Origin of the sequence: Streptomyces sp. NPDC057616, assembly GCF_042800575.1 — a bacterium.
In the GTDB taxonomy this organism is placed as follows: Bacteria; Actinomycetota; Actinomycetes; order Streptomycetales; family Streptomycetaceae; genus Streptomyces.
On sequence record NZ_JBHVGU010000019.1, the window covers coordinates 169,712 to 190,531 of the forward strand.

A 20,820-nucleotide genomic window follows, 5' to 3' on the forward strand; every position below is an offset into this window, starting at 1 on the left:
TCTTCCCCTCGGGATTCTGAACGACCTTGCCGTTTTTGTCCCGAGTTTTGTGGGTATTCTTTCCCCGCCGGTTTTGCCTTCCTCTTTCCCCCTTTCCCCGGCGGCTCCCTCCGCCCGCGACCTGCACGCGCGCGTGCTCGACGTGCTGACCGCGCTCGGCGCCCGGATCGCGGGGCCGGTCGCCGCCTCCGCCGCCTACGCCTTGGACGAGCCGGAGCCGGTCACCGCGCGGGTGGCCGCCGCCGTACGCCTGCACGCGCGCGTGGCCGCCGCCATGCACCGGGAGATCGTCGCGACGGGCACCCTCGCCAGGCCTCCGAAGGCCGGCCGCCACCTCTACGCCGACCTCGGCCCGCTGCGCCCGGCGCTCACCGCCCACGGCGTGGGCGACGCGCAGGAACTTGAGGACTTCCTCTCCGTCCGGCTCGGCATGCCCGCGCCCGGCGGCCACCGCTTCGGCGACGAACTCGGCGCGCTGCGCGTACGGCTGTCCACGGGCCCGCTCCTGGGGCATACGGACGAGGAACGCGCGGAATGCCTCACCTCCCCCGCACCGTTGGAACTGCCACATGTGCAACGCGCGTTGAACCATGTGAAGTCGGTCTTCGACGACCTTCGCGACGACGCTCAGCGATGGGAGCCTCCTCGATGACGCAGCAGTCCGAGTCGACCACCAGCACGGGCACCGGCACGAGCACCGGAATGACCGTCCGGGAGGCCGAAGGCCCCGCGTCCACGCGGAGGTTCGCGGCCCCGTTCCCGCCTCTGGCCGAGCCCCGCCCGCCGGGCGAGCGCCGGGTCTGGCCGCGCACCTTCCACGACCGCCTGACCGCTCCGCTGCCCGGTCTGAAGGCCATGGCCCGCTTCGCCCGCGAAGGCTCCATCCGCCCCGGGCCCGAGGGCCTCGCGGACATCTCCCGGCTCCCGTGCGAACCCGGTCCGGTGCCCCGCGTCGACTCCCGCACCGTCGCCGTCTCCTGGGCGGGGCACGCCAGTTGGGTCGTGCAGATCGGCGGTCTGACCGTCCTCACCGATCCGGTCTGGTCCCGCCGCATCCTCGGCACCCCCGCGCGCATCACCCCGGTGGGCATCGACTGGCACAGCCTCCCGCGCGTGGACGCGGTCGTCATCAGCCACAACCACTACGACCACCTGGACGCCCCCACGCTGGCCCGGCTCCCGCGCGACACCCCGGTGTTCGTGCCCGCCGGACTCGGCGCCTGGTTCCGGCGCCGCCGCTTCACCCTCGTCACCGAGCTGGACTGGTGGGAGGCGTCCGAACTCGGCGGCGTCCGGCTCGACTTCGTCCCCGCCCACCACTGGTCCAAGCGCACCCTCACCGACACCTGCCACTCCCTGTGGGGCGGCTGGGTCCTCACGGCCCCCGACGGACGGCGCGTGTACTTCGCCGGCGACACGGGCTACGGACACTGGTTCTCCCGGATCGGCCGCCGCTACCCGGGCATCGACCTGGCCCTCCTGCCCATCGGCGCCTACGACCCCCGCTGGTGGCTCAGCGACGTCCACTGCGACCCGGAGGAGGCGGTACGGGCGGCCCAGGACGTCGGCGCGAAGAGAATGGCCCCGATGCACTGGGCCACCTTCGTCCTCTCGGCGGAACCGGTCCTGGAACCCCTCACCCGAGTCCGCGAGGCGTGGGACAAGGCGGGCCTGAACCGCGAGGATCTGTGGGACCTCCCGATCGGAGCGTCCCGGGTCCTGCAACTCCCTTAGGGGCGCGGGGAACTGCGCGATCAACCCCCACCGACCGGCACCCCGCGAGGAACCGGCACCCCGCCACGACCGTCACCCCGCGGAGCGAACCCGCTTCCAGACGCTCGGCGCCGCGCTGATCGCCACGGTCAGCGCGACCGCCGCCACCACACCCTCCCAGGGCTCGGGAAACAGCGAGCCCCCCAGGATCCCGATCACCTGATACGTCACCGCCCAGGCGACGCACGCCGGCAGGTTCCCCCGGGCGAACCGCCGCAGCGGCCACTTCGCCATCAGACAGGCCAGCATCACCGGAATCCGCCCGGCCGGCACCAGCCGGGAGAGCACCAGCACGGCCACCCCGTGCTCCGCCAGCTTCCCCTGCGCCTGCTCCAGCCGGTCCTGAGGCGCCCGCGCCCGTATCGCCTCCAGCCACCGCGAGCCGTTCTTCGACTTCATCCCGCGCCGGCCGAGCCAGTACAGCGCCGCGTCCCCGAGGAACGCGGCCAGCGACGCCGTCACGAAGACCAGCGCCAGGGAGAAGGGCGCCGTCTGGTGGAAGGCCACCACGGCCGCCGAACTCACCAGCGCCCCCGTCGGAATCACCGGCACCAGCGCCCCGAACAGCACCAGCAGGAACAGCGAGGGATAGCCCAGCGCCTGCTGGGTGGACTCCGGCGGCACGGTCGACGGCAGGGAGAGCCACGTCACCGGGCGGCCTCCAGCCGTACGCTCTCCCCGTGCCCGAGCCGGTGCACCGCGACGTCCGGGGCGTAGTCGGCCGCGAGGCGCACGAACTCGTCGCCGGGGGAGTGGAATTCGTGCGGCCGCACCGCGTCCATCCCGACCGGCCAGTAGGTGCCGTAGTGCACCGGGACCGCGCTGCGCGGCGCGAGCCGGGCCAGCGCCCGGGCAGCCCGGCCCGCGTCCAGATGCCCCTCGCCGAGGAACGGGCCCCAGCCGCCCACCGGCAGCAGCGCCACGTCGACCGGCCCGACCTCCCGCGCCATCGCGTCGAACAGCCCGGTGTCCCCGGCGAAGTAGGTGCGCGCCTCGCCCTCGACGACGTAGCCGAGCGCGGGGCAGCGGTGCGGGCCGAGCGGCAGCCGCCGTCCGTCGTGGTGCGCGGGGACGACCCGTACCACGACCTCACCGATCGTCACCCGGTCCCCGGGCGCCACTTCGCTCACCCTGAGATGAGTGAGCCGGCGCAGTCCGGGGACCGCCCGGGGTGCGCCCCGGGGCACCAGCAGGCGCGTGCCCTCGGCGAGCCGTTCAAGGGACGGAACGTGCAGGTGGTCGGCGTGCAGATGCGAGACCAGGGCGGCGTCGGCGCGCCAGGCGCCCGGCGGCGGCAGCGCCCCGCGGCGGCGGCGGAGGTGGGCGAGGCGGCGCGCGAACAGGGGGTCGGTGAGCAGGCGTACGTCCGAGTCGGTGACCGTGCAGGTCGCGTGACCCCACCAGGTGATCTCCACCGGCACCTCTTTGCCTCCTTCGCGCGACTCCCCCGAAGCCTACGGGCAGGAGTAGGGTCGGCGCCGAAACCCAGAGGTGAGGGGGACGCCATGGGACCGGTGCGTGTCACGGCGATCGCGAGTCTGACGCCGCTCGAGGAACTGGACGCCGATCCCTTCCTGGTGGACTCCCGCAGCCAGCACGCGATGTGCGCGCGCTGGGCCGCCGAGCGGGGCTACATCGTCAGCCGGGAGCTCCTGGTGCGGGGGCTGCGCGCGGACCACTGCGTGCTGTGGGACGGCGTCCGCCCGGGCGTCGACCTGTTCGTGGCGCCCAGCCGGCGGGTGCTGGAGAGCGCCCTGTCCTCCGTCGAGGAGTTCACCGCGGAGTGCGCCCGGCGCGGGGTCAGGGTCGAGACCGTGGGCTTCGCCGAACCCTGCTACGACGCGCAGATGAAGGCGCGGGTGCACCGGCGCCTGTCCATGCCGACCGCCGGGTACGACGGGCGCTGAGCCCGCCCTGCCGCGGTGGAAACGGGTTGCCCGGCCCGTATGACAGTCTGAGTGCAGGCCCGCACCGACGACGGGCCAGGACGTGAGGTGGACTGGGCGTGCGTGGCGGGCGGTGGCGGCGGATCGCCAGTCAGGTGGGGCGGAGCGTCACGGTGTGGGCGGTCTCCACCCTCACCATGCTCGTGCTCGCCGGCATCCTGCCGGACTTCCGCCTCCAGTCCCCGGACGGCGAGAGCGCCACCCACATCGCCGTGACCGCCGCGTTCGGCGCCGGCGCCTTCGGTCTGCTCTCGGCCCTGGTCTGGCCGTTGCTGGTCCGGCTGCTGCTGCTCGTGCCCGCGCTCGTGCTGGGGCTGCTGGTCTTCGTCCTGAACGGCTCCCTGCTGCTGGTCGCCCTGCGGCTCAACCCCGCAAGCAGCGCCGAGGCGGCCCCCGAGACGGCCGTGGTGGTGGCCGCCGTCATGTCCGCCGTGGCCTCCGCGACCGGCGCCGCCCTGACGGTCCGCGACGACGACGCCTACCGGCGCCGCCTCTACCGCCTCTCCGACCGCCGCCGCCGGCACGGCCCCCCGGGCCCGTCCACCCCGGGCACGGTCTTCCTGCAGCTCGACGGCGTCGGCCACGACGTGCTCGTCGCGGCGGCCGGGAAGGGCGTGATGCCGACGGTGGCGCGGTGGCTGGAGGGCACCCACCGGCTCACCCCCTGGCGCACCGACTGGTCCAGCCAGACCGGCGCCAGCCAGCTCGGCATCCTGCACGGCAGCAACCACGACATCCCGGCCTTCCGTTGGTACGAGAAGGACACCGGCGAGGTGATGGTCTGCAACAGGCCGACCAGCGCCGCCGAGCTCCAGCGCCGCGCCGTGGAGCGCACCGGCGACGGCGGGCTGCTCGGCGCCGACGGCGCGAGCCGCGGCAACCTCTTCAGCGGCGGCGCCGACGAGCAGGCCCTGGTGCTGTCCATCGCCACCCGCCGCCGCGGCCGGGAGAACCGCTCCCGGGCGGGCTACTTCGCCTACTTCTCCGACCCGGCCAACGCCGTGCGCACCGCCATGTCCTTCGTCGCCGAGGTCGGGCGGGAGATCGGCCAGTCCACCCGGGCCGTCCTGCGCAAGCAGCGGCCGCGCGTCGCCCGCGGCGGCCTCTACCCGCTCGTCCGCGCCTTCGCGACCGTCGTCGAACGCGACGTCGTCGTCGCCGCGGTGATGGGCGACATGCTCGCCGGACGCGCCGCCGTCTACGCCGACCTCGTCGCCTACGACGAGGTGGCGCACCACTCCGGGCCGGCGAGCCGGGACGCCGAGAAGGTCCTCGAACGCCTGGACCGCGCCCTGGCCCTGATCGCCCAGGTCGCCGAGCACGCCCCGCGGCCGTACCGGATCGTCGTCCTGTCCGACCACGGGCAGAGCCCCGGCGAGACCTTCCGCGCCCGCTACGGCCTGGGCCTGGGCGACCTGGTGCGGGCCGGCTGCGGGCTGCCCGTGCCGCGCAAGGCACGGCGCACCCACAGCGGGGCCGAGGCCCGCGCCGCCGTACGGGCCGCGCTGCGCCGGCCCGTGGAGGCGGGCGGCGAGCAGCAGCCCCCCGCCGGCCGCCGCTCCGAGCCGCTGGTGCTGGCCTCGGGCAACCTCGGTCTGGTCTCCTTCCCGGACGTGCCGCACCGGATGAGCAAGGAGGAGATCGACGCCCGCCACCCGGCCCTGCTGACCACGCTCGCCAACCACCCCGGCATCGCCTTCCTGCTGGTGCGCAGCGAGGAGCACGGCGGGGTCGTGCTGGGCGCGTACGGCGCGGAGATCCCGCTCGACATGCTCGACGACAAGCCGGGCCCGCTGGAGGTGTTCGGCCCCGGCGCCGCCGACGCCGTCCGGCGCACGCACTCCTTCGCGCACACCGCCGACATCATGGTCAACTCCTTCCACGACCCGGCCGACGGCGAGGTGCTGGCCTTCGAGGAGCAGATCGGCTCGCACGGCGGGCTCGGCGGCGCGCAGGCCCGGCCGTTCCTGCTCTCCCCGCTCGCCTTCTCCGAGCCGGTCGAGACCGGCGCCGACCTCGTGGGCGCCGAGCAGGTGCACCGCGTCCTGCGCCGCTGGCTGCGCGAGTCCAACGGCCCCCAGGTGCCGCTCGGCACGGAGCCGGAGGAGCGGGCCGCGTGAAAATGGGCTGCGCCCGCTGATCCGTACGCACACACTGTCCGTATCGGACATCGCGCCCCTGTGCGCCCTTCTCGACCCCTGGAGTTGCTGCGTGCAGGCAGCCGTCACCGTCACGCCCGCCCGGATACCGGAGTTGCTGCTCGGTCTCGCGACCGTGCGGCCGGTCTTCATCTGGGGCGCCCCCGGCATCGGAAAGTCCTCCCTCGTACGGGACTTCGCCGAGTCGCTGGGACTGGAGTGCGTGAGCCTGCTCGGCACCCAGCTCGCACCCGAGGACCTGATCGGCGTCCCGCAGATCCGCGAGGGCCGGTCCGTGTTCTGCCCGCCGGAGGCCATCGCCCGCGACGAGCCCTACTGCCTTTTCCTGGACGAGCTCAACGCCGCGACGCCGGACGTGCAGAAGGCGTTCTACTCGCTGATCCTTGACCGCCGTATCGGCAGCTACGAGCTGCCGAAGGGCTCGATCGTCATCGGCGCCGGCAACCGCTCCACGGACAACGCGCTCGCCCGCCCCATCGCCTCCGCCCTCGTCAACCGCCTCACCCACGTCCATCTGGAGGCGTCCCCGAAGGACTGGCTGGCCTGGGCCGGTCAGAACGGCATCCACCCGTGGATCGTGGACCACCTCACCGACCGGCCCGACCACCTGTGGTCCCGGCCGCCGAAGACCGAGGAGCCCTTCTCCACGCCCCGCTCCTGGCACATGCTCTCCGACACGCTGCACTCCTTCGGCCGCGAACTCGACGAGGAGACGCTGAAGATCCTCGCCCACGGCACGCTCACCCCGCGGCACGCCACCGCGTTCTGCGGCTACGTCAAGATCGTGCGCAGCCGGTTCGGCATCGAGGCCGTCATCAGGGGCGACGCCCGCTGGCCGAACCGCCCGGAGGACCGCGACCTGCTCTACTACCTCGCCGAGTCCTTCCGCGGCCGGCTGATCAAGGAACTCCCGGTCAGCAAGGAGCACATGTCGGCGAACGGCCGGCAGACCGCGTACCGCGCCAAGTCGCTGCTGGTGCAGCTCGCCGAGATCTCCGTGGAGGTCGCGCAGACCGTCATCGCCTCCGACGCCGACGGCAACCCCGTGCTGCCCTCGTGGTTCCTCATCGAGGCCGCCCGGGACATGCCGCGGCTGGTGGAGGCGCGCCGGTGAGCCGCGCCCGCGGCAAGGGGCAGAAGAAGCGGGACCTCGCGGCCGAGGCGTTCGCCGAGGGCCTGCGACTGGTCAAGGCCAACCCGGCGCTCGCGGCCGTGGAGTTCGGCATCTGCCGGCAGGAGGAGTGCAGGTTCGCGCCCCGCGAGGGCCTGGTGGTCGTCGACTCCGACGCCGACCTGCACGTGCACCCGCACCGGCTCGCCGACCCCGGCGCCTGGGCCCGGGCCCTCGCGCACGCGATCCTGCACCTCGGCTTCGGGCACGTCCCGGCGGCGAAGGGCGAGCGCACCCAGCCGGACCGCTTCGACCTCGCCGCCCGCTGCGTCGTCGTCGACCGCTTCCTGCAGACCTTCGCCGTCGGCACCGTCCCCGAGGACCTGCCCGCCTCCTATCCGGACGGCGACGAGGAGCAACTCGCCGCGCGCTGGCGGCGGGACGGGCTCCCGGCCGTCTACGAGCGCTGCGGCACCGCGGGCGCGGAGCCCGACCAGTTGCTCGTGCGGTGGGTGGGCTGGTCCCGGCCGCCGGACCACCAGCTCGCGTTCGCCGCCGCGCTGACCCGGACGGTGTCGGCGGCGATGGACCTGGCGGGCGGCCGCCGCGACACCCTGGACGGCGCGCTCGTACCGCGGCGGCCCTGGCAGAAGGCGCTGAGCTGGTTCATCTCCTCCTACCCGCTGCTCGGTGGCATCGCGGCCGGCATCACGCTGGTCGCCGACGCCGAACTCGCCCGCGCGCACGGCATTTCCGTCGCCGCCGTCAACCCCGAGGCCGGCGAGATCTACGTCAACCCGCAGCGCCGCTACGACGACGAGGAGTGGCGGTTCATCCTCGCCCACGAGATGCTGCACGCCGCCCTGCGCCACGGCGACCGGTGCGGCACCCGCGACCCGTACCTGTTCAACGTCGCCTGCGACTACGTGATCAACGGCTGGCTGTGCGAGATGCAGGTCGGCACGATGCCCGAAGGGCTGCTGCACGACCCGGAGCTCACCGGCCTGTCCGCCGAGGAGGTCTACGACCGCATCACCGGCGACCTGCGCCGGATGCGCCGCCTGGCCACCCTGCGCGGCAAGGGCCTGGGCGACGTCCTCGGCGCACCGCTCGGCAGCCCGCGCGACCACGTCGACCTCGACGCGTTCTACCGCCGCGGCCTGGGCCAGGGCCTGGACCTGCACCAGCGGCAGGAGCGCGGCTTCCTGCCCGGCGGCCTGGTGGAGGAGATCCGTGCGCTCAGCCACCCGCCGCTGCCCTGGGACGCCCAACTGGCCCGCTGGTTCGACGAGTTCGTGCCGAGCCCGCAGCCCGTGCGGTCCTACGCCCGCCCCTCGCGCCGTCAGTCCGCCACCCCGGACATCCCGCGCGCGGGCCGGTACTTCCCGCCCGAGGAGATCGCCCGCTGCACCTTCGGCGTGGTCCTGGACACCTCCGGCTCCATGGAGCGCACCCTGCTCGGCAAGGCGCTGGGCGCCATCGCCTCCTACGCCGAGGCGCGCGACGTCCCGGCCGCCCGCGTGATCTTCTGCGACGCGGCGCCGCACGACGCGGGCTACGTCCCGGTCACCGAGATCGCCGGCCGGGTCCGGGTGCACGGCCGCGGCGGCACGGTCCTGCAGCCCGGCATCGACCTGCTGCACCGCGCGGACGACTTCCCGCCGGGCGCGCCGGTCCTGGTGATCACGGACGGCTGGTGCGACGTGCTGCGCGTGCGGCGCGAGCACGCGTATCTGATCCCGCAGGGCGCCCGGCTGCCGTTCACCGCACGTGGGCCGGTCTTCCGGGTGCGATGAGACGGAATGTGATCGGATGGGATCCCAAGCACAGCCGGAATTCGGAAGGATTCACCGTGGCAACCACGCGCTCCGCACACACCGTCTGGGAAGGCAACCTGATCGAGGGCAACGGGGTCGTCAACTTCGACTCCTCCGGTGCCATCGCGGCGCAGCCGGTCACGTGGGCCTCGCGCTCGCAGGACGCCAACGGCAAGACCAGCCCCGAGGAGCTGATCGCCGCCGCCCACTCCAGCTGCTTCTCCATGGCGCTGTCGCACGCCCTGAACGGCGCCGGTACCCCGCCCACCAAGCTCGTCACCTCGGCCGACGTGAATTTCCAGCCGGGTGAGGGCATCACCGGCATCCACCTCACCGTCGAGGGCACGGTCCCCGGCATCGACAACGACGCCTTCGTCGCCGCCGCCGAGGACGCGAAGAAGAACTGCCCGGTCAGCCAGGCCCTGACCGGAACGACCATCACCCTGTCGGCGAAGCTCGCCTGACCCCGCCCCTCCCGCGATGCCGCGCCCGGAAACCGGGCGCGGCATTGACATTCCTGCACTCAAGTTTTGTGCTGGTGTGTGACGAGTGCCCTGGCGGAAGGGGACGGACATGGCACGTGCGGTCGGGATCGATCTCGGGACCACGAACTCGGTGGTGGCCGTTCTGGAGGGCGGCGAACCCACGGTCGTCGCCAACGCGGAGGGAGCGAGGACCACGCCGTCGGTCGTGGCCTTCGCCAAGAACGGCGAGGTGCTGGTCGGGGAGGTCGCCAAGCGGCAGGCCGTGACGAACGTGGACCGGACCGCCCGCTCGGTGAAGCGGTACATGGGCGACGCGCACTGGCGCTTCCCGGAGCAGGGCTCCGTCGACGGCACCCGCTACCGCGCGCAGGAGCTGTCCGCACGGGTGCTCCAGAAGCTCAAGCGGGACGCCGAGTCCTACCTCGGCGAGGACGTCACGGACGCGGTGATCACCGTGCCGGCGTACTTCGACGACTCGCAGCGGCAGGCGACCAAGGAGGCCGGGGAGATCGCGGGCCTGAAGGTGCTGCGGATCATCAACGAGCCGACGGCCGCCGCCCTCGCCTACGGCCTGGACCGGGGCGAGGAGCAGACCGTGCTCGTCTTCGACCTCGGCGGCGGCACCTTCGACGTGTCCCTGCTGGAGATCGGCGACGGCGTCATCGAGGTCAAGGCCACCAACGGCGACACCCACCTCGGCGGCGACGACTGGGACCAGCGGATCGTCGAGCACCTGGTGAAGAAGTTCCAGGGGCAGTACGGCATCGACCTCGGCAAGGACAAGATGGCCCTGCAACGGCTGCGGGAGGGCGCCGAGAAGGCCAAGATCGAGCTCTCCAGCTCCTCCGAGACGACGATCAACCTGCCCTACATCACCGCCTCCGCCGAGGGCCCGCTGCACCTCGACGAGAAGATGACCCGGGCCCAGTTCCAGGAGCTCACCGCCGATCTCCTCGACCGCTGCAAGACCCCCTTCCACCAGGCGGTCAAGGACGCCGGCATCAAGCTGTCCGTGGTGGACCACGTCATCCTCGTCGGCGGCTCCACCCGGATGCCGGCCGTCACCGAGCTGGTCAAGCAGCTCACCGGCAAGGACCCGCACAAGGGCGTCAACCCCGACGAGGTCGTGGCCGTCGGCGCGGCGCTGCAGGCCGGTGTGATCCGCGGCGACGTCAAGGACGTCCTGCTGCTCGACGTCACCCCGCTGTCCCTGGGCATCGAGACCAAGGGCGGCATCATGACGAAGCTGATCGAGCGCAACACCACCATCCCGACCCGGCGTTCGGAGATCTTCACCACGGCCGCGGACAACCAGCCGTCGGTGGGCATCCAGGTCTACCAGGGCGAGCGGGAGATCGCCGCCTACAACAAGAAGCTGGGCGTCTTCGACCTGACGGGGCTGCCGCCCGCGCCGCGCGGGGTGCCGCAGATCGAGGTGGCCTTCGACATCGACGCCAACGGCATCATGCACGTCTCGGCGAAGGACCTGGCGACCGGGCGCGAGCAGAAGATGACGGTGACCGGCGGCTCGGCCCTGCCCAAGGACGACATCGACCGCATGATGCGGGAGGCGGAGCAGTACGCGGAGGAGGACCGCAAGCGCCGCGAGGCCGCCGAGACCCGCAACCAGGCGGAGCAGCTCGTCTACCAGACAGAGAAGTTCATGCGGGAGAACGAGGAGCGGATCCCGGCCGAGACCAGGTCCGAGGTCGAGGAGGCGGCGACCGAGCTCAAGGGCCTGCTGGAACGCAACGCGGAGACGAGCGAGCTGCGCACCGGCGTCGAGAAGCTGGCCTCCGTCAGCCAGAAGATGGGCCAGGCCATGTACGCCCAGGCCGAGCAGCCCCAGGCGGACGGCGGCACCGAGCAGCACACCTCGCCGCAGGACGAGGAGGGCGTGGTCGACGCGGAGATCGTCGACGAGGAACGCGACGAGAAGGGCGGCGCCGCCTAGGGCCTTACGTGGCGGGCCCCAGGGCCTGTTGCGACGGTCCCGCCTGCCCGGCGACGTCCGGCACAGGCCCTAGAGCCGCGTCCGCTCCCGGCCCCGGCGCTCCGGCCGCGGCCCCAGCCGCCTGGGGTCGCGGCTGCGGTGGACCAGGTACGGGCGGAAGAGGTACTGCAGCGGCGCGCTGTACATGTGGACCAGGCGGGTGTAGGGGACCAGGGCGATCAGGACCATGCCGACCGCGGCGTGGACCCGGTACAGCACCGGCACGCCCGTCATGCGGTTCGTGTCGGGCTGGAGGGTGAACAGGCTGCGGGCCCAGGGGGCGACGGTGCCGCGGTGGTCGTAGCCGTTGCCGGAGGTGTGGCTGAGCTTGGCGGCCATGCCGAGGACGATCGCGGCGAGCAGCAGCAGGATCCCGGCGACCGCCAGCAGGCCCGCCGCCGTGCCGCCGTACAGCGAGAACAGGTGGTAGGTGCGCTCGCTGACGCCGACGGCGCCGGTCCAGGACGCGGGGACGAACAGGCCGACGAGATGGCCGGCCGGCACGAAGAGGATGCCGTAGTGGAAGGCCGGCGAGGCGATGTTGAGCAGCTTCGACTCGTAGAGCTGGGACGAGCGGGATGTTCACCCGCACTTGTCGTAGCGGTGGCGCCAGATCAGCCCCGCGATCAGCAACGCGAAGGCGACCTACGGCAGTACGCCCCACAGCAGTGTCGTCATGGGCGCGCTCCGGAGCGGACGGCCGGCAGCGTGGCGCACACGGCGTCCAGGACGGAGGCGTACGGCGTGCCGAAGTCGGTGAGCCGGGAGCGCAGTCGGTCCAGGGCGTCGCGGTACTCGGTGAGGAGGCCGGTGTCGCCGGTGCGGGCCGTGTACTCCAGGACCGCGGGCAGGAAGTCCGGCAGCTCCTCGCCGGCGAACTCCAGCCCCGCGGCCCGGTAGACGTCCTTGAAGCGCATCAGCGACATGCCCCGCCGCCGGGTGTCGCCGTCCCGCCACCAGCTCAGGTAGAGGCTGTGCCGGTTCTTCAGGTCGAAGACCCGCACATAGTGCTCGGCCAGCTCCCGGGCCGGTGTCACGGCCGCGTGGTCGACGAACTCCCGCAGCTGCGGGGCGGCTTCGCGCAGCAGCGGCAGCCGGGCGCGGAAGTCCTCGTCGGGGTAGGTGAGACAGAGCGCGGCGGCTTGGTACAGCACGGCGTCCGAGGGCATCAGACCTCCTTCGCGTCGGCCGGGCCGGCCGGCACCGAGGCGTCGGCCTCGCGCCCGCCCACGAGCCCGATGCTGTGCAGGTCGGGCGCGGCCGTGCCGGGGCGGAGGAACCGCCCGGCGCGCAGCAGCGCCGCTCCCGGCTCGGTGGGCGGTGTCAGCGTGTCGGTCACATGCGCTCCCTTGCTCGCCCTGAGCTTCGACGCTAGGGGCGAGCGGGGGAACGCACCTGTTCACGGCACCCGTACGGGTGCACGCCGCGAGGGCGTCAGGGCTTGCGGGCGACCCCCGCGTACACCGGCACGACGCCCTCCGCCTGGGCCGCCACGTCCTCGGCCTCCGGACGCCAGCCGGTCACCGGGATCACACCGGGGCCGAGCAGCTCCAGCCCCTCGAAGAAGCGCCGGAACTCGGTGACCGGGCGCGGGAAGAAGGGGGTGCCGCCGGCCTTGAAGGCGTCCGCCGCCTTCGCGACGGCCTCCGGATTGAGGTCGGGCGTGACCTGCGACAGGATCAGGTGGCTGCCGGGGGCGAGGGCCGCGACGTACTTCCGCAGCAGGCCGTGGACGTCGTCGCCGTCGGCCTCGTCACCCAGGTAGTGGGTGAGCGCGACCAGCGACAGGGCGACGGGGCGCGCGAAGTCCAGGGACTCGGCGGCCCGCTCCAGCAGGGCGTCCATGTCCCGCACGTCCGCGTGGACGTAGTCCGTGGAGCCCTCCGCGGTGCCGTGCAGCAGCGCCTGCGCGTGCCGCAGCACGATCGGGTCGTTGTCGGCGTACACCACCCGGGACTCCGGTGCCACGCCCTGCGCGATCCGGTGCAGATTGGGCTCGGTGGGGATGCCCCTGCCGATGTCCAGGAACTGCCGCACGCCCGCCTCGGCGACGGTGCGCACGGCCCGGTGCATGAATCTCCTGTTGGCCCGCGCCCCGCGCACGGCGGTGTTGTCCAGGGCGAGGATCCTGCGGGCCAGCTCCTCGTCCACCGGGTAGTTGTCCTTGCCGCCCAGCCACCAGTCGTAGACGCGGGCGGGGTGCGGACGGCCGGTGTCGATCTGCGGTGCGGGGTTGGATCCGGGCATGCGGTGTCTTCTCCTCGAGAGGCAGGGGATGGACAAGGTGCCGTGCGTGATCAGAAGTCCTCGCGGTACTCCCGCAGGATCTTGCGCGTGCGCTGGGCCGACGCGGCCCGCGCCGTCATGTGGTCGAGGACCTCCAGATGCGCGGAGACCTCCGTGCGGGAGTCGAGGTAGAGGGCTCCGGTCAGGTACTCGGTGAAGACCATGTCGGGCAGCTCGGGCTCGCCGAAGCGGAACAGCGTGAAGGGCGCGTACGTCCCCGGGTGCGGGCCGTCCTTGAACTCGGCCAGCTGGAGGGTCACCCGGTCCCGCTCGGCGAACTCCAGCAGTTTGTCGAGCTGTTCGCGCATCACCTCGCCGCGGATGCTCACCGGGCGGCGCAGGACCGTTTCGTCCATGATCACCCAGAGGTGGGGCGGGTCGGGTCTCTCCAGCAGCCGTTGCCGGGTCATCCGCAGCGACACATGGCGCTCGATGGTGTCGGGGCCGGTCTGCCCTATGGTGCCCGCCTCCAGCACGGCGCGCGCGTAGTCCTCGGTCTGCAGCAGCCCGGGCACGAAGTGCGGCTCGTAGGAGCGGATCAGGGTGGCGGCGCCCTCCAGGCTCACATACAGGCTGAACCAGTCCGGCAGCACGTCGTGGAACCGCTGCCACCAGCCCGGCTGGTTCGCCTCCTCGGCGAGGGCGACGAACGCGGCCGCCTCGTCGTCCGGGACGCCGTACGTCTCCAGCAGCACCTGTACGTACGGGATCTTCAGCGCGACCTCGGCCATCTCCATGCGCCGGACGGTCGCGGGGGCCACCCGCAGGACGCGCGCCGCCTCCTCACGCTTGAGCTGCGCAGCCTCTCGCAGCTCCTGCAGACGCTTGCCGAGCACAACCTGGCCCACGGTGGGCGCGGGACGCCGCTCACTCACGCCACGCCTCCCCATACGCGCCTAAGTATGCGCGAAGCAGTGTGTCATGTTCCGGTGACCTTCTCACGGGGTCTGCGGCGACTCGCCCGCCACGCGCACCGACCGCGCGATCACCACTCTCCGGGCGCACCCCGCTTTACCCCGGGGGTAATCGACCGCCCCGGCCGTCCGCGGCATCGTGGTGGCACCGGGTTCCGGCCGGCGCATTCCGGCCGGAACCCGGGTCCCACCTGCTGCGACACGACCCGACGGAGGGTGATCCGCCATGTCCGCGACCCAGCTCACCGCGCTCGCCCGCACCAGCGACCCGCACGCCGCGCTGCGCCGTTTCCTCGCGCTCGACGCGGTGGTCACCGGTGTGAACGGCCTTGCCTACCTTGCCGCTTCGGGGCCGCTCGGCCGCCTCCTCGGCGTCGAGCGGGACCTGCTGCTCGCCCTCGGCGTGGTCCTCGCGGTCTACGGCGCCGCCGTGGGCCTGCTCGCCGCCCGGGCCCGGCCGGCCGCGCCGCTGGTCCGGACCGTGATCGAGACCAACCTCGCCTGGACCGCGCTGAGTCTGCTCGCCCTGCCCCTGTGGCTGTCGCCGACGGCGGCCGGTGCGGTGTGGACCGTGCTCCAGGCACTGACGGTCGCCGGCTTCGCCGTCCTGCAGCACCTGGCGCTGAGGAACCGTCAGGACATCAGCGAGTGAAGGTACTTGACCGTCGCCGGGTCGGCCGGGAGTAGCGTCTCGATGGCCAGCTCGGCGACGGTCACGTCCATCGGGGTGTTGAACGTGGAGATCGACGAGATGAACGACAGCACCCGGCCCTCGTGCTCGATCTGCATCGGCAGCGCGAAGTAGGGGACGGGCTCGGCCGGTTCACGGTCCGCGGCCGTCTCGGGCACCGGATAGGCGGCGACCTCCTCGTACAGCGCGCGCAGCGGCCCGGAGCGGTACAGCGCGATCTGCCGCTCCATCTGCGCGAGCAGATGGCCGCGCCACTCGCGCAGGTTGCGGATGCGCGGCGCCAGCCCCTCCGGGTGCAGGGTCAGCCGCATCACGTTCAGCGGCGGCTCCAGCAGGTGCTCGGGGACGCCCTCCATCAGCATCACCACGCCCCGGTTGGCCGCGACCACGTCGTACATCGCGTCCACCACCAGCGCGGGGTAGGGCTCGTAGCCCTGGATGAGGCGCTCCATGCCCTCGCGCAGGGTCTCCAGCTCCGGGGAGTCCAGCGGGGTCTCCGGGTAGTGCGGGGCGTAACCGGCCGCCAGCAGCAGGGCGTTGCGCTCGCGCACCGGCACGTCCAGGTGCTCGGCGAGGCGCAGGACCATCTCCTCGCTCGGCCGGGAGCGGCCCGTCTCGATGAAGCTGATGTGCCGGGCCGAGGAGTCGGCCCGCAGCGCCAGCTCCAGCTGGCTCACCCGCCGCCGCTCCCGCCAGGCCCGCAGCAGCGGGCCGACGCCCTTGTCGGCGGGGGTGACTGCGGAGGCGGAGGGTCCGGTCGCGGCAGTGGTCATACCTACGACGGTAGTCGAGGACACCTGCCGGGCGGAGGTGCGGGACACCGGCCGCCGAGCGGCGGGGGCGGGCCGTGCGGCGCCCGCCGCACGTGTCGGCCCGTGCGTCCCGGGCACCCGTCTGACCAGGGCCGTAGTCACTCGCGTGTGGCAGGCTGAAGGGGAACCCGGCGTCGGGGAAGGAGCGAGGTCATGGCCGTCGAACCGCTGTCGCAGAAGGAGATCGAGGAACGGCTCGCGGAGCTGCCCGGCTGGTCCGTCGACGACGGCCGCCTCACGCGCCTGTACCGCCTCGGCTCGCACTTCGGGGCGACGGCGCTGGTCGTGCACGTCGCGCAGGTGCAGGAGGAGCTGAACCACCACTCCGACCTCACCCTCGGGTACAACACGGTCGCCCTGTCCGTGCACACGCACAGCGCGGGCGGGAGCGTCACCGAGAAGGACTTCGAGCTGGCGCAGAGGGTGGAGGCGCTCGCGCCCGGCCACGGAGCCCAGTGACGCCGTGCTCGACTACGACAAGGAGGCCGGGGCCTACGACGCCAGCCGGGGCGGCGAGCCCCGCGCGGCGGCGGCCGCGGCCGCCGTCCTCGGCCTGGTCCCCGAGGGCGCCGGCCGGCTCCTCGACGTCGCCTGCGGCACCGGCATCGTCACCCGCAGACTCGCCTCGGCCCGTCCGGGCCTGCGGGTGACGGGCGCCGACCTGACGTACGGGATGGCCAGGATGGCGGCCGCACGGCTGCCCGGCGCCGTCGTGCTGGCCGACAGCCGCCGGCTGCCCTTCGCCGACGGCACCTTCGACGCCGTCACCAGCGTCTGGCTGCTGCACCTGCTCGACGACGAGCAGGCCGTCCGGTGCGTCGTCGCCGAGTGCGCCCGGGTACTGCGGCCCGGCGGGGTGTACGTCACCACCGTCGACAAGGCCGCCGCGCACGACGTGGGCAGCGACATCGACGCCGTGCTCGCCGGGCGGCCGCGCCGGGCGGCCCGGGACGCCGCGCCCCTCGTCGAGGAGGGCGCGGCGGCGTGCGGACTGCTGCCCGCCGGACGGGCCGGCTTCCGGGGCCACGGCCAGGGCCGCAGCCCGCAGCGCACCGCGGCGGACCTCGGGCGCGGCTGGTTCACCACGCTGCCGCCCGGCGACCCGCTCACCGAGCGGTTCGCCGCCGGGCTCGCCGCCCTCCCGGACCAGGACCGGCCGCGCGCCGACCCGGTGTTCGGCCTGCGGTCCTTCAGGAAGCCGGACGCGTGAAGTCCATCGTCCAGTTGGTCACCCAGGTCGCGCCGCCGTCGGTGGAGAACGCCTGCTCCCAGTGCGCGGCGGCGGGGGAGACGCCCGACCAGACGAAGCGGACGCGCACGTCCTTGCCGTCGTGCGTGTCGTCGCCGTAGAACTCGCCGCGGTCGCCGTCGAAGCGGCCGGTCACCGGCGGGAACAGGGTGCCGGTGCGGCTGGAGGACCAGTTCAGCGACCACTCCTCGCGCTCCACGTCGAAGAGCCGCAGGGTCAGTCCCTTCGCACCGAGCCGGGGCAGATCGATCTCGTCGACGTTCGCGGCGCCGTCGAACAGGGACCGGCACCGACTGGTGGACGCGAACTCCAGCCAGCCGCCGGCCGGGTCGAGGAAGTCGGTGCGGCGGCGGTGGGCGACCTGCCACGCGCCGTGCAGGAAGTCGAAGTCGTGCGGGCTGCTCATCGGCGCTCTCCGGTGGTTCCTTCGGGCAGGGAGTCGGTCAGGTAGGCGTCCAGGTCCGGGACGTCGGGCACGAGCATGTGCCGTACCCAGGCGTCCCGTTCGTACTGGAGCGGCGGCAGCTCGAAGACGCAGCCGATCCAGGGCAGTTCGGGCCGGACGAAGTGGGTGGGGTCGTGGTCGGGGCAGCCGACGACCGGCTGGCCCGCGGCCGCGTTCGCGTAGTGCAGGACGTTGTCCCAGACCCAGCTGTAGGCGTTGACGTAGGCACCGTCGTCGTTTCCCCGGTGAACGACGACGAAGGTCACCGGCGGGGTCCCGTCCGGCTCCGGCAGCAGCTCGGGCAGGATCGCGTACGCCGCCTTCTCCACGTCGGGCGCGATGCCCGCCGGGTCGGCGGTGACGTGGTAGCGCTTGATGTGCCGGCCTGCCACCCGGATCGGCGGCGGCACGGTCAGGAGTTTCTCCGTGAAGGCCATGGGGCGACGCTAGGAGGACTTCACTGACATCCTGTGTCAGTGAAGTCCAGCCGTCTCGTCTCGATCCTGCTCCTCCTCCAGACGCGGGGCCGGATGACCGCCACCCAGCTCGCCGAGGAGCTGGAGGTCTCGGTGCGCACGGTCTACCGGGACGTGGAGGCGCTCGGCGCGGCCGGCGTCCCGCTGTACGGCGACGCGGGCCACGCCGGCGGCTACCGGCTGCTCGACGGGTACCGCACCCGCCTGACCGGCCTCACCGCCGACGAGGCCGAGGCGCTGTTCCTGGCCGGCGCCCCCGGCCCGGCCGCGGAACTGGGCCTCGGCGCGATCCTGGCCGCCGCCCAGCTCAAGGTGCGCGCCGCCCTGCCGCCGGAGCTGCGCGCCCACGCGGACCGCGTCAGCGGCCGCTTCCACCTCGACGCACCCGGCTGGTACGCGGACGCCGAGGAGGCGCCGTTCCTGCCCCAGGTCGCCGACGCCGTGTGGAACGGCCGCGTGCTCGACGTCCTCTACCGCCGCTGGGCCGAACCCACCGACGTCGAGCGCCGGCTGGAGCCGTACGGACTGGTGCTCAAGGCGGGCCGCTGGTACGTCGTCGCGGGCCCCGGGCCGCGCACCTTCCGGGTCGACCAGATCCTCCGGCTCGCCGCCACCGGCGAGGAGTTCACGCGCCCGGACGGCTTCGACCTGGCCGCCTACTGGACTGCCTACCAGCGCGACTTCCACGACCGGCTGTATCGCGCGGAGGCGCTCGTCCGGCTCGCGCCGGGCGTGACTCTGCCGCGCGCGGTCGTCGTCCGTACGGAGGAGGGCGGCCGGACGCTCGTCCGGGTGCCCGTCGAGTCCGTCGAGCGCGCTCATGGCGAGTTCCTGCGCATGGGCACGTCCGTGGAGGTCCTCGAACCGCCCGAACTGCGGGCGCGCCTCGCGAGCACGGTGGCCGAACTGGCCGAAAGGTACGGCAACCCGGCACGCAACGACGGCGACTGAGGGGGCGGAAACCCGTAGGCTCGCGCCGGGCGTGACCCGGCCGCGCGCGGTGGTCGTCCGTACGGAGGAGGGCGGCCGGACGCTCGTCCGGGTGCCCGTCGAGTCCGTCGAGCGCGCCCATGGAGTTCCTGCGCATGGGCACGTCCACTCCGACAACGGCACGGCGACCCCGGCCCTGTCCGGGGACATCCTCGGCGACTGGCGTGAGGAGGTGGTCCGGCCGACGAGCGACAACACGGCGCTGCGGATCTGCTCCACGCCGTACGAGACGTGCACGAGGATCACGACCCTGCTGCACGACACCCAGTACCGCACGGCACTGGCCTGGCAGAACACGGCGTACAACCAGCCACCGCATCCGAGCTTCTTCATCGGCGACGGGACGGCGGCCGCGCCGCCGCCGTCGGTCTCCACCCCGTGACACGCGGAGGCGGCCGCCCGCGGGATGCGGACGGCCGCCTCACCGGGTGCTCAGAGCAGCCCGCCGAGCAGCCCGCCCAGGAGACCGGTCACGGCCCCCAGGAGCCCGCTGATCGGGTCGGACGACGAGGAGCTGTCGTCCGAGGAGGACGACAGGCAGGCCTCGTGGCCCATGAGGGACACATGGGTCGTCCCGTCGCACGCGGCGGGGGTGTCGGTCGCGGTCGCCGCGGAGGCGCTCGGCGCCATCAGGGTCAGAGCGAGTACGGGAGCGGCGAGGATCGCCGCGACGCGGGCGCGGGTCGCCTTGCTGGTGCGCTGCGACATATCTGTCCTTTCGACAGCTATGGGGTGACTTCCTTGATCAGCCTCACGTGACCCCGTACGCTCCGCAACTCGAAGACGACCCATCGTGACCATCCGCCGGTCAGGCGACCGCGCAGGTCTCACCGCCCAGCGTGAACGACGCGGGCTTCGTGTTCGCCCCTTTCGGCTTCCAGCCGCTCCAGGCGCTCGATCCGGTGCTGGTCACCCGCACGTCGGCCTGGAAGCCGCCCTGCCGCTGGTTGGTGATCTTGTACTTGTCGGTGGAGCGGAAGATGCCGCGGACGCCGCCGATCCTCGCGCTGGTGTGGAGGGTCCGGTACGAGGCTCCGGTCGCCGCCCTGCCGAGGCCGATGGTGTCGGCCTGCTCGACGTTCGCCAGCTTGGTGAAGCTCGCCCCGCCGTCGGTGGAGTGCCACAGCCCGTACGCGCCGTCACTCGCGCCGCCCGCCGGCCACACGTCGCCCTTCGTGCCGGGCAGCGCCTTCAAGCGCACGCTGTCGCCGCTCGGCGGCCCGCTCGCGGCCGAGGCCGTGAAGCTCGCGCCCCCGTCCGAACTGACTTAGAACGTGCCGGACTTGAAGCAGTAGAAGGTCTTCGGGTCGACCCGGTCGGACTCGACGACCGCGCCCGCCGGGATGCCGCTCGACGCGGACCAGGACGAGCCGTCGGTGCGGGCGTGGGCGAGGTTCTTCTCCGTGCGGTTGAACACGATCCCGGGAACGAAACCCCCGCCGTCGATCCGGGCGTTCCTCCATGTGCACGTGTCGGCGGCGAGGCCCACTTTCGGGAGCGGCCGCGGCCAGAGCGGGTGCGTTGCCCGACGGAAGTCCGGCGGCCGGCGCCAGCACGGCCGCGAGAACACGGGTTCTTCGCACGACGGGGGTTCTTCCGTGTGGGAGACGTGCGAGTGCCGGGCGGCCCCTGTGCGGGAGGGGGCGCCCGGCCGGTGGGGCCAAAAGCCAGTG

At 73.0% G+C, this 20,820-nt stretch carries 21 protein-coding genes and 4 pseudogenes; 13 read left to right on the forward strand and 12 right to left on the reverse strand.

The genetic code is table 11. The features are described 5' to 3' along the window. Together ACFU97_RS24600 and ACFU97_RS24605 are read left to right on the forward strand one after the other, a co-directional pair. A pseudogene (locus ACFU97_RS24600) lies at nt 1-652 on the forward strand (pyridoxal phosphate-dependent aminotransferase); the annotation flags it as partial. Beyond that, nucleotides 649-1,734, forward strand: a complete 1,086-nt coding sequence (locus ACFU97_RS24605; protein WP_384260166.1) for an MBL fold metallo-hydrolase — start codon at nt 649-651, stop codon at nt 1,732-1,734. The pseudogene ACFU97_RS24600 and the gene ACFU97_RS24605, both read left to right, overlap by 4 nt. A 72-nt stretch (nt 1,735-1,806) precedes the next feature. On the opposite strand, the gene ACFU97_RS24610 is transcribed toward ACFU97_RS24605, so the two are convergent. Further along, complete coding sequence (locus ACFU97_RS24610) at nt 1,807-2,424, reverse strand: DedA family protein (protein ID WP_384260169.1); 618 nt, start codon at nt 2,422-2,424, stop codon at nt 1,807-1,809. Next, entirely contained in the window at nt 2,421-3,194 is a 774-nt protein-coding gene (locus ACFU97_RS24615; RefSeq protein WP_384260172.1) for an MBL fold metallo-hydrolase, read from the reverse strand. The genes ACFU97_RS24610 and ACFU97_RS24615 overlap by 4 nt, the downstream gene beginning before the upstream one ends. Nucleotides 3,195-3,278: 84 nt before the next feature. Between ACFU97_RS24615 and ACFU97_RS24620 the strand changes: the two genes are divergently transcribed. The 6 genes from ACFU97_RS24620 to dnaK all read left to right on the forward strand — a co-directional run bounded on the left by ACFU97_RS24620 (nt 3,279) and on the right by dnaK (nt 11,245). Further along, nucleotides 3,279-3,680, forward strand: a complete 402-nt coding sequence (locus ACFU97_RS24620) for a hypothetical protein (protein WP_108006316.1) — start codon at nt 3,279-3,281, stop codon at nt 3,678-3,680. A 98-nt stretch (nt 3,681-3,778) separates the two neighbouring features. Further along, a complete protein-coding gene (locus ACFU97_RS24625) occupies nt 3,779-5,839 on the forward strand; it encodes an alkaline phosphatase family protein (RefSeq protein WP_384260176.1) in 2,061 nt (686 codons plus the stop codon). Nucleotides 5,840-5,930: 91 nt separating this feature from the next. Further along, complete coding sequence (locus ACFU97_RS24630; protein ID WP_384260178.1) at nt 5,931-6,992, forward strand: ATP-binding protein; 1,062 nt, start codon at nt 5,931-5,933, stop codon at nt 6,990-6,992. Beyond that, a complete protein-coding gene (locus ACFU97_RS24635; RefSeq protein ID WP_384260180.1) occupies nt 6,989-8,785 on the forward strand; it encodes a hypothetical protein in 1,797 nt (598 codons plus the stop codon). The genes ACFU97_RS24630 and ACFU97_RS24635 overlap by 4 nt, the downstream gene beginning before the upstream one ends. Before the next feature lie 56 nt (nt 8,786-8,841). Beyond that, nucleotides 8,842-9,270 (forward strand): OsmC family protein, encoded by a 429-nt coding sequence (locus ACFU97_RS24640; RefSeq protein ID WP_115910230.1) that lies wholly within the window; start codon nt 8,842-8,844, stop codon nt 9,268-9,270. 109 nt (nt 9,271-9,379) lie between these two features. After that, the gene (gene dnaK / locus ACFU97_RS24645; RefSeq protein WP_384260184.1) at nt 9,380-11,245 is read left to right on the forward strand and encodes a molecular chaperone DnaK; all 1,866 of its coding nucleotides are present in this window, start codon (nt 9,380-9,382) and stop codon (nt 11,243-11,245) included. Nucleotides 11,246-11,314: 69 nt separating this feature from the next. Here the strand turns inward: dnaK and ACFU97_RS24650 are convergent. The 5 genes and pseudogenes from ACFU97_RS24650 to ACFU97_RS24670 form a co-directional block, all read right to left on the reverse strand. Further along, nucleotides 11,315-11,917: pseudogene (locus ACFU97_RS24650) on the reverse strand (respiratory nitrate reductase subunit gamma). Nucleotides 11,918-11,958: 41 nt separating this feature from the next. Beyond that, on the reverse strand, nt 11,959-12,453 hold the full coding sequence (gene narJ / locus ACFU97_RS24655) for a nitrate reductase molybdenum cofactor assembly chaperone (protein ID WP_384260187.1): 495 nt from the start codon (nt 12,451-12,453) through the stop codon (nt 11,959-11,961). Continuing rightward, entirely contained in the window at nt 12,453-12,623 is a 171-nt protein-coding gene (locus tag ACFU97_RS24660; RefSeq protein WP_384260233.1) for a hypothetical protein, read from the reverse strand. Before ACFU97_RS24660 ends, narJ begins: the two co-directional genes overlap by 1 nt. Nucleotides 12,624-12,718: 95 nt before the next feature. Continuing rightward, on the reverse strand, nt 12,719-13,531 hold the full coding sequence (locus ACFU97_RS24665; protein ID WP_384260190.1) for an SAM-dependent methyltransferase: 813 nt from the start codon (nt 13,529-13,531) through the stop codon (nt 12,719-12,721). A 50-nt stretch (nt 13,532-13,581) separates the two neighbouring features. Continuing rightward, nucleotides 13,582-14,445, reverse strand: a complete 864-nt coding sequence (locus ACFU97_RS24670) for a helix-turn-helix domain-containing protein (RefSeq protein ID WP_384260193.1) — start codon at nt 14,443-14,445, stop codon at nt 13,582-13,584. A gap of 265 nt (nt 14,446-14,710) precedes the next feature. Here ACFU97_RS24670 and ACFU97_RS24675 point away from each other — a divergent pair, with 265 nt between their 5' ends. Further along, nucleotides 14,711-15,136 carry a hypothetical protein gene (locus tag ACFU97_RS24675; protein WP_384260195.1) on the forward strand — a complete coding sequence of 142 codons (426 nt, stop codon included), beginning with the start codon at nt 14,711-14,713 and terminating at the stop codon, nt 15,134-15,136. Here ACFU97_RS24675 and ACFU97_RS24680 read toward each other — a convergent pair. Next, nucleotides 15,118-15,948 carry a helix-turn-helix domain-containing protein gene (locus ACFU97_RS24680; protein ID WP_384260198.1) on the reverse strand — a complete coding sequence of 277 codons (831 nt, stop codon included), beginning with the start codon at nt 15,946-15,948 and terminating at the stop codon, nt 15,118-15,120. The genes ACFU97_RS24675 and ACFU97_RS24680 overlap by 19 nt on opposite strands. A gap of 192 nt (nt 15,949-16,140) precedes the next feature. Here ACFU97_RS24680 and ACFU97_RS24685 point away from each other — a divergent pair, with 192 nt between their 5' ends. Both ACFU97_RS24685 and ACFU97_RS24690 read left to right on the forward strand, forming a co-directional pair. Next, nucleotides 16,141-16,446 carry a 4a-hydroxytetrahydrobiopterin dehydratase gene (locus ACFU97_RS24685; protein WP_384260200.1) on the forward strand — a complete coding sequence of 102 codons (306 nt, stop codon included), beginning with the start codon at nt 16,141-16,143 and terminating at the stop codon, nt 16,444-16,446. 4 nt (nt 16,447-16,450) lie between these two features. Then, nucleotides 16,451-17,197: a class I SAM-dependent methyltransferase gene (locus tag ACFU97_RS24690; RefSeq protein ID WP_384260202.1), complete on the forward strand. Its 747-nt coding sequence runs from the start codon at nt 16,451-16,453 to the stop codon at nt 17,195-17,197. On the opposite strand, the gene ACFU97_RS24695 is transcribed toward ACFU97_RS24690, so the two are convergent. Together ACFU97_RS24695 and ACFU97_RS24700 are read right to left on the reverse strand one after the other, a co-directional pair. Next, entirely contained in the window at nt 17,178-17,642 is a 465-nt protein-coding gene (locus tag ACFU97_RS24695) for a hypothetical protein (RefSeq protein ID WP_384260204.1), read from the reverse strand. The genes ACFU97_RS24690 and ACFU97_RS24695 overlap by 20 nt on opposite strands. Further along, nucleotides 17,639-18,118 (reverse strand): hypothetical protein, encoded by a 480-nt coding sequence (locus ACFU97_RS24700; protein ID WP_384260206.1) that lies wholly within the window; start codon nt 18,116-18,118, stop codon nt 17,639-17,641. Before ACFU97_RS24700 ends, ACFU97_RS24695 begins: the two co-directional genes overlap by 4 nt. A 39-nt stretch (nt 18,119-18,157) precedes the next feature. On the opposite strand from ACFU97_RS24700, the gene ACFU97_RS24705 reads away from it, so the two are divergent. Beyond that, a complete protein-coding gene (locus ACFU97_RS24705) occupies nt 18,158-19,108 on the forward strand; it encodes a helix-turn-helix transcriptional regulator (RefSeq protein WP_384260208.1) in 951 nt (316 codons plus the stop codon). 142 nt (nt 19,109-19,250) lie between these two features. Continuing rightward, a pseudogene (locus tag ACFU97_RS24710) lies at nt 19,251-19,529 on the forward strand (rhamnogalacturonan lyase); the annotation flags it as partial. Between the two features lie 50 nt (nt 19,530-19,579). On the opposite strand, the gene ACFU97_RS24715 reads toward ACFU97_RS24710, so the two are convergent. Together ACFU97_RS24715 and ACFU97_RS24720 are read right to left on the reverse strand one after the other, a co-directional pair. After that, nucleotides 19,580-19,855 (reverse strand): hypothetical protein, encoded by a 276-nt coding sequence (locus ACFU97_RS24715; RefSeq protein ID WP_384260210.1) that lies wholly within the window; start codon nt 19,853-19,855, stop codon nt 19,580-19,582. Between the two features lie 100 nt (nt 19,856-19,955). Further along, nucleotides 19,956-20,594: pseudogene (locus ACFU97_RS24720) on the reverse strand (hypothetical protein); the annotation flags it as partial. Between the last annotated feature and the right edge of the window lie 226 nt (nt 20,595-20,820).

What these genes read in the sequence shown, in the direction of transcription:
- dnaK (WP_384260184.1), top strand. Translation starts at nt 9,380, where the DNA reads ATGGCACGTGCGGTCGGGATCGATCTCGGGACCACGAACTCGGTGGTG.
- ACFU97_RS24680 (WP_384260198.1), bottom strand. Translation starts at nt 15,948, where the DNA reads ATGACCACTGCCGCGACCGGACCCTCCGCCTCCGCAGTCACCCCCGCC.
- narJ (WP_384260187.1), bottom strand. Translation starts at nt 12,453, where the DNA reads ATGCCCTCGGACGCCGTGCTGTACCAAGCCGCCGCGCTCTGTCTCACC.
- ACFU97_RS24715 (WP_384260210.1), bottom strand. Translation starts at nt 19,855, where the DNA reads ATGTCGCAGCGCACCAGCAAGGCGACCCGCGCCCGCGTCGCGGCGATC.
- ACFU97_RS24695 (WP_384260204.1), bottom strand. Translation starts at nt 17,642, where the DNA reads ATGAGCAGCCCGCACGACTTCGACTTCCTGCACGGCGCGTGGCAGGTC.
- ACFU97_RS24665 (WP_384260190.1), bottom strand. Translation starts at nt 13,531, where the DNA reads ATGCCCGGATCCAACCCCGCACCGCAGATCGACACCGGCCGTCCGCAC.
- ACFU97_RS24685 (WP_384260200.1), top strand. Translation starts at nt 16,141, where the DNA reads ATGGCCGTCGAACCGCTGTCGCAGAAGGAGATCGAGGAACGGCTCGCG.
- ACFU97_RS24700 (WP_384260206.1), bottom strand. Translation starts at nt 18,118, where the DNA reads ATGGCCTTCACGGAGAAACTCCTGACCGTGCCGCCGCCGATCCGGGTG.
- ACFU97_RS24605 (WP_384260166.1), top strand. Translation starts at nt 649, where the DNA reads ATGACGCAGCAGTCCGAGTCGACCACCAGCACGGGCACCGGCACGAGC.
- ACFU97_RS24620 (WP_108006316.1), top strand. Translation starts at nt 3,279, where the DNA reads ATGGGACCGGTGCGTGTCACGGCGATCGCGAGTCTGACGCCGCTCGAG.
- ACFU97_RS24675 (WP_384260195.1), top strand. Translation starts at nt 14,711, where the DNA reads ATGTCCGCGACCCAGCTCACCGCGCTCGCCCGCACCAGCGACCCGCAC.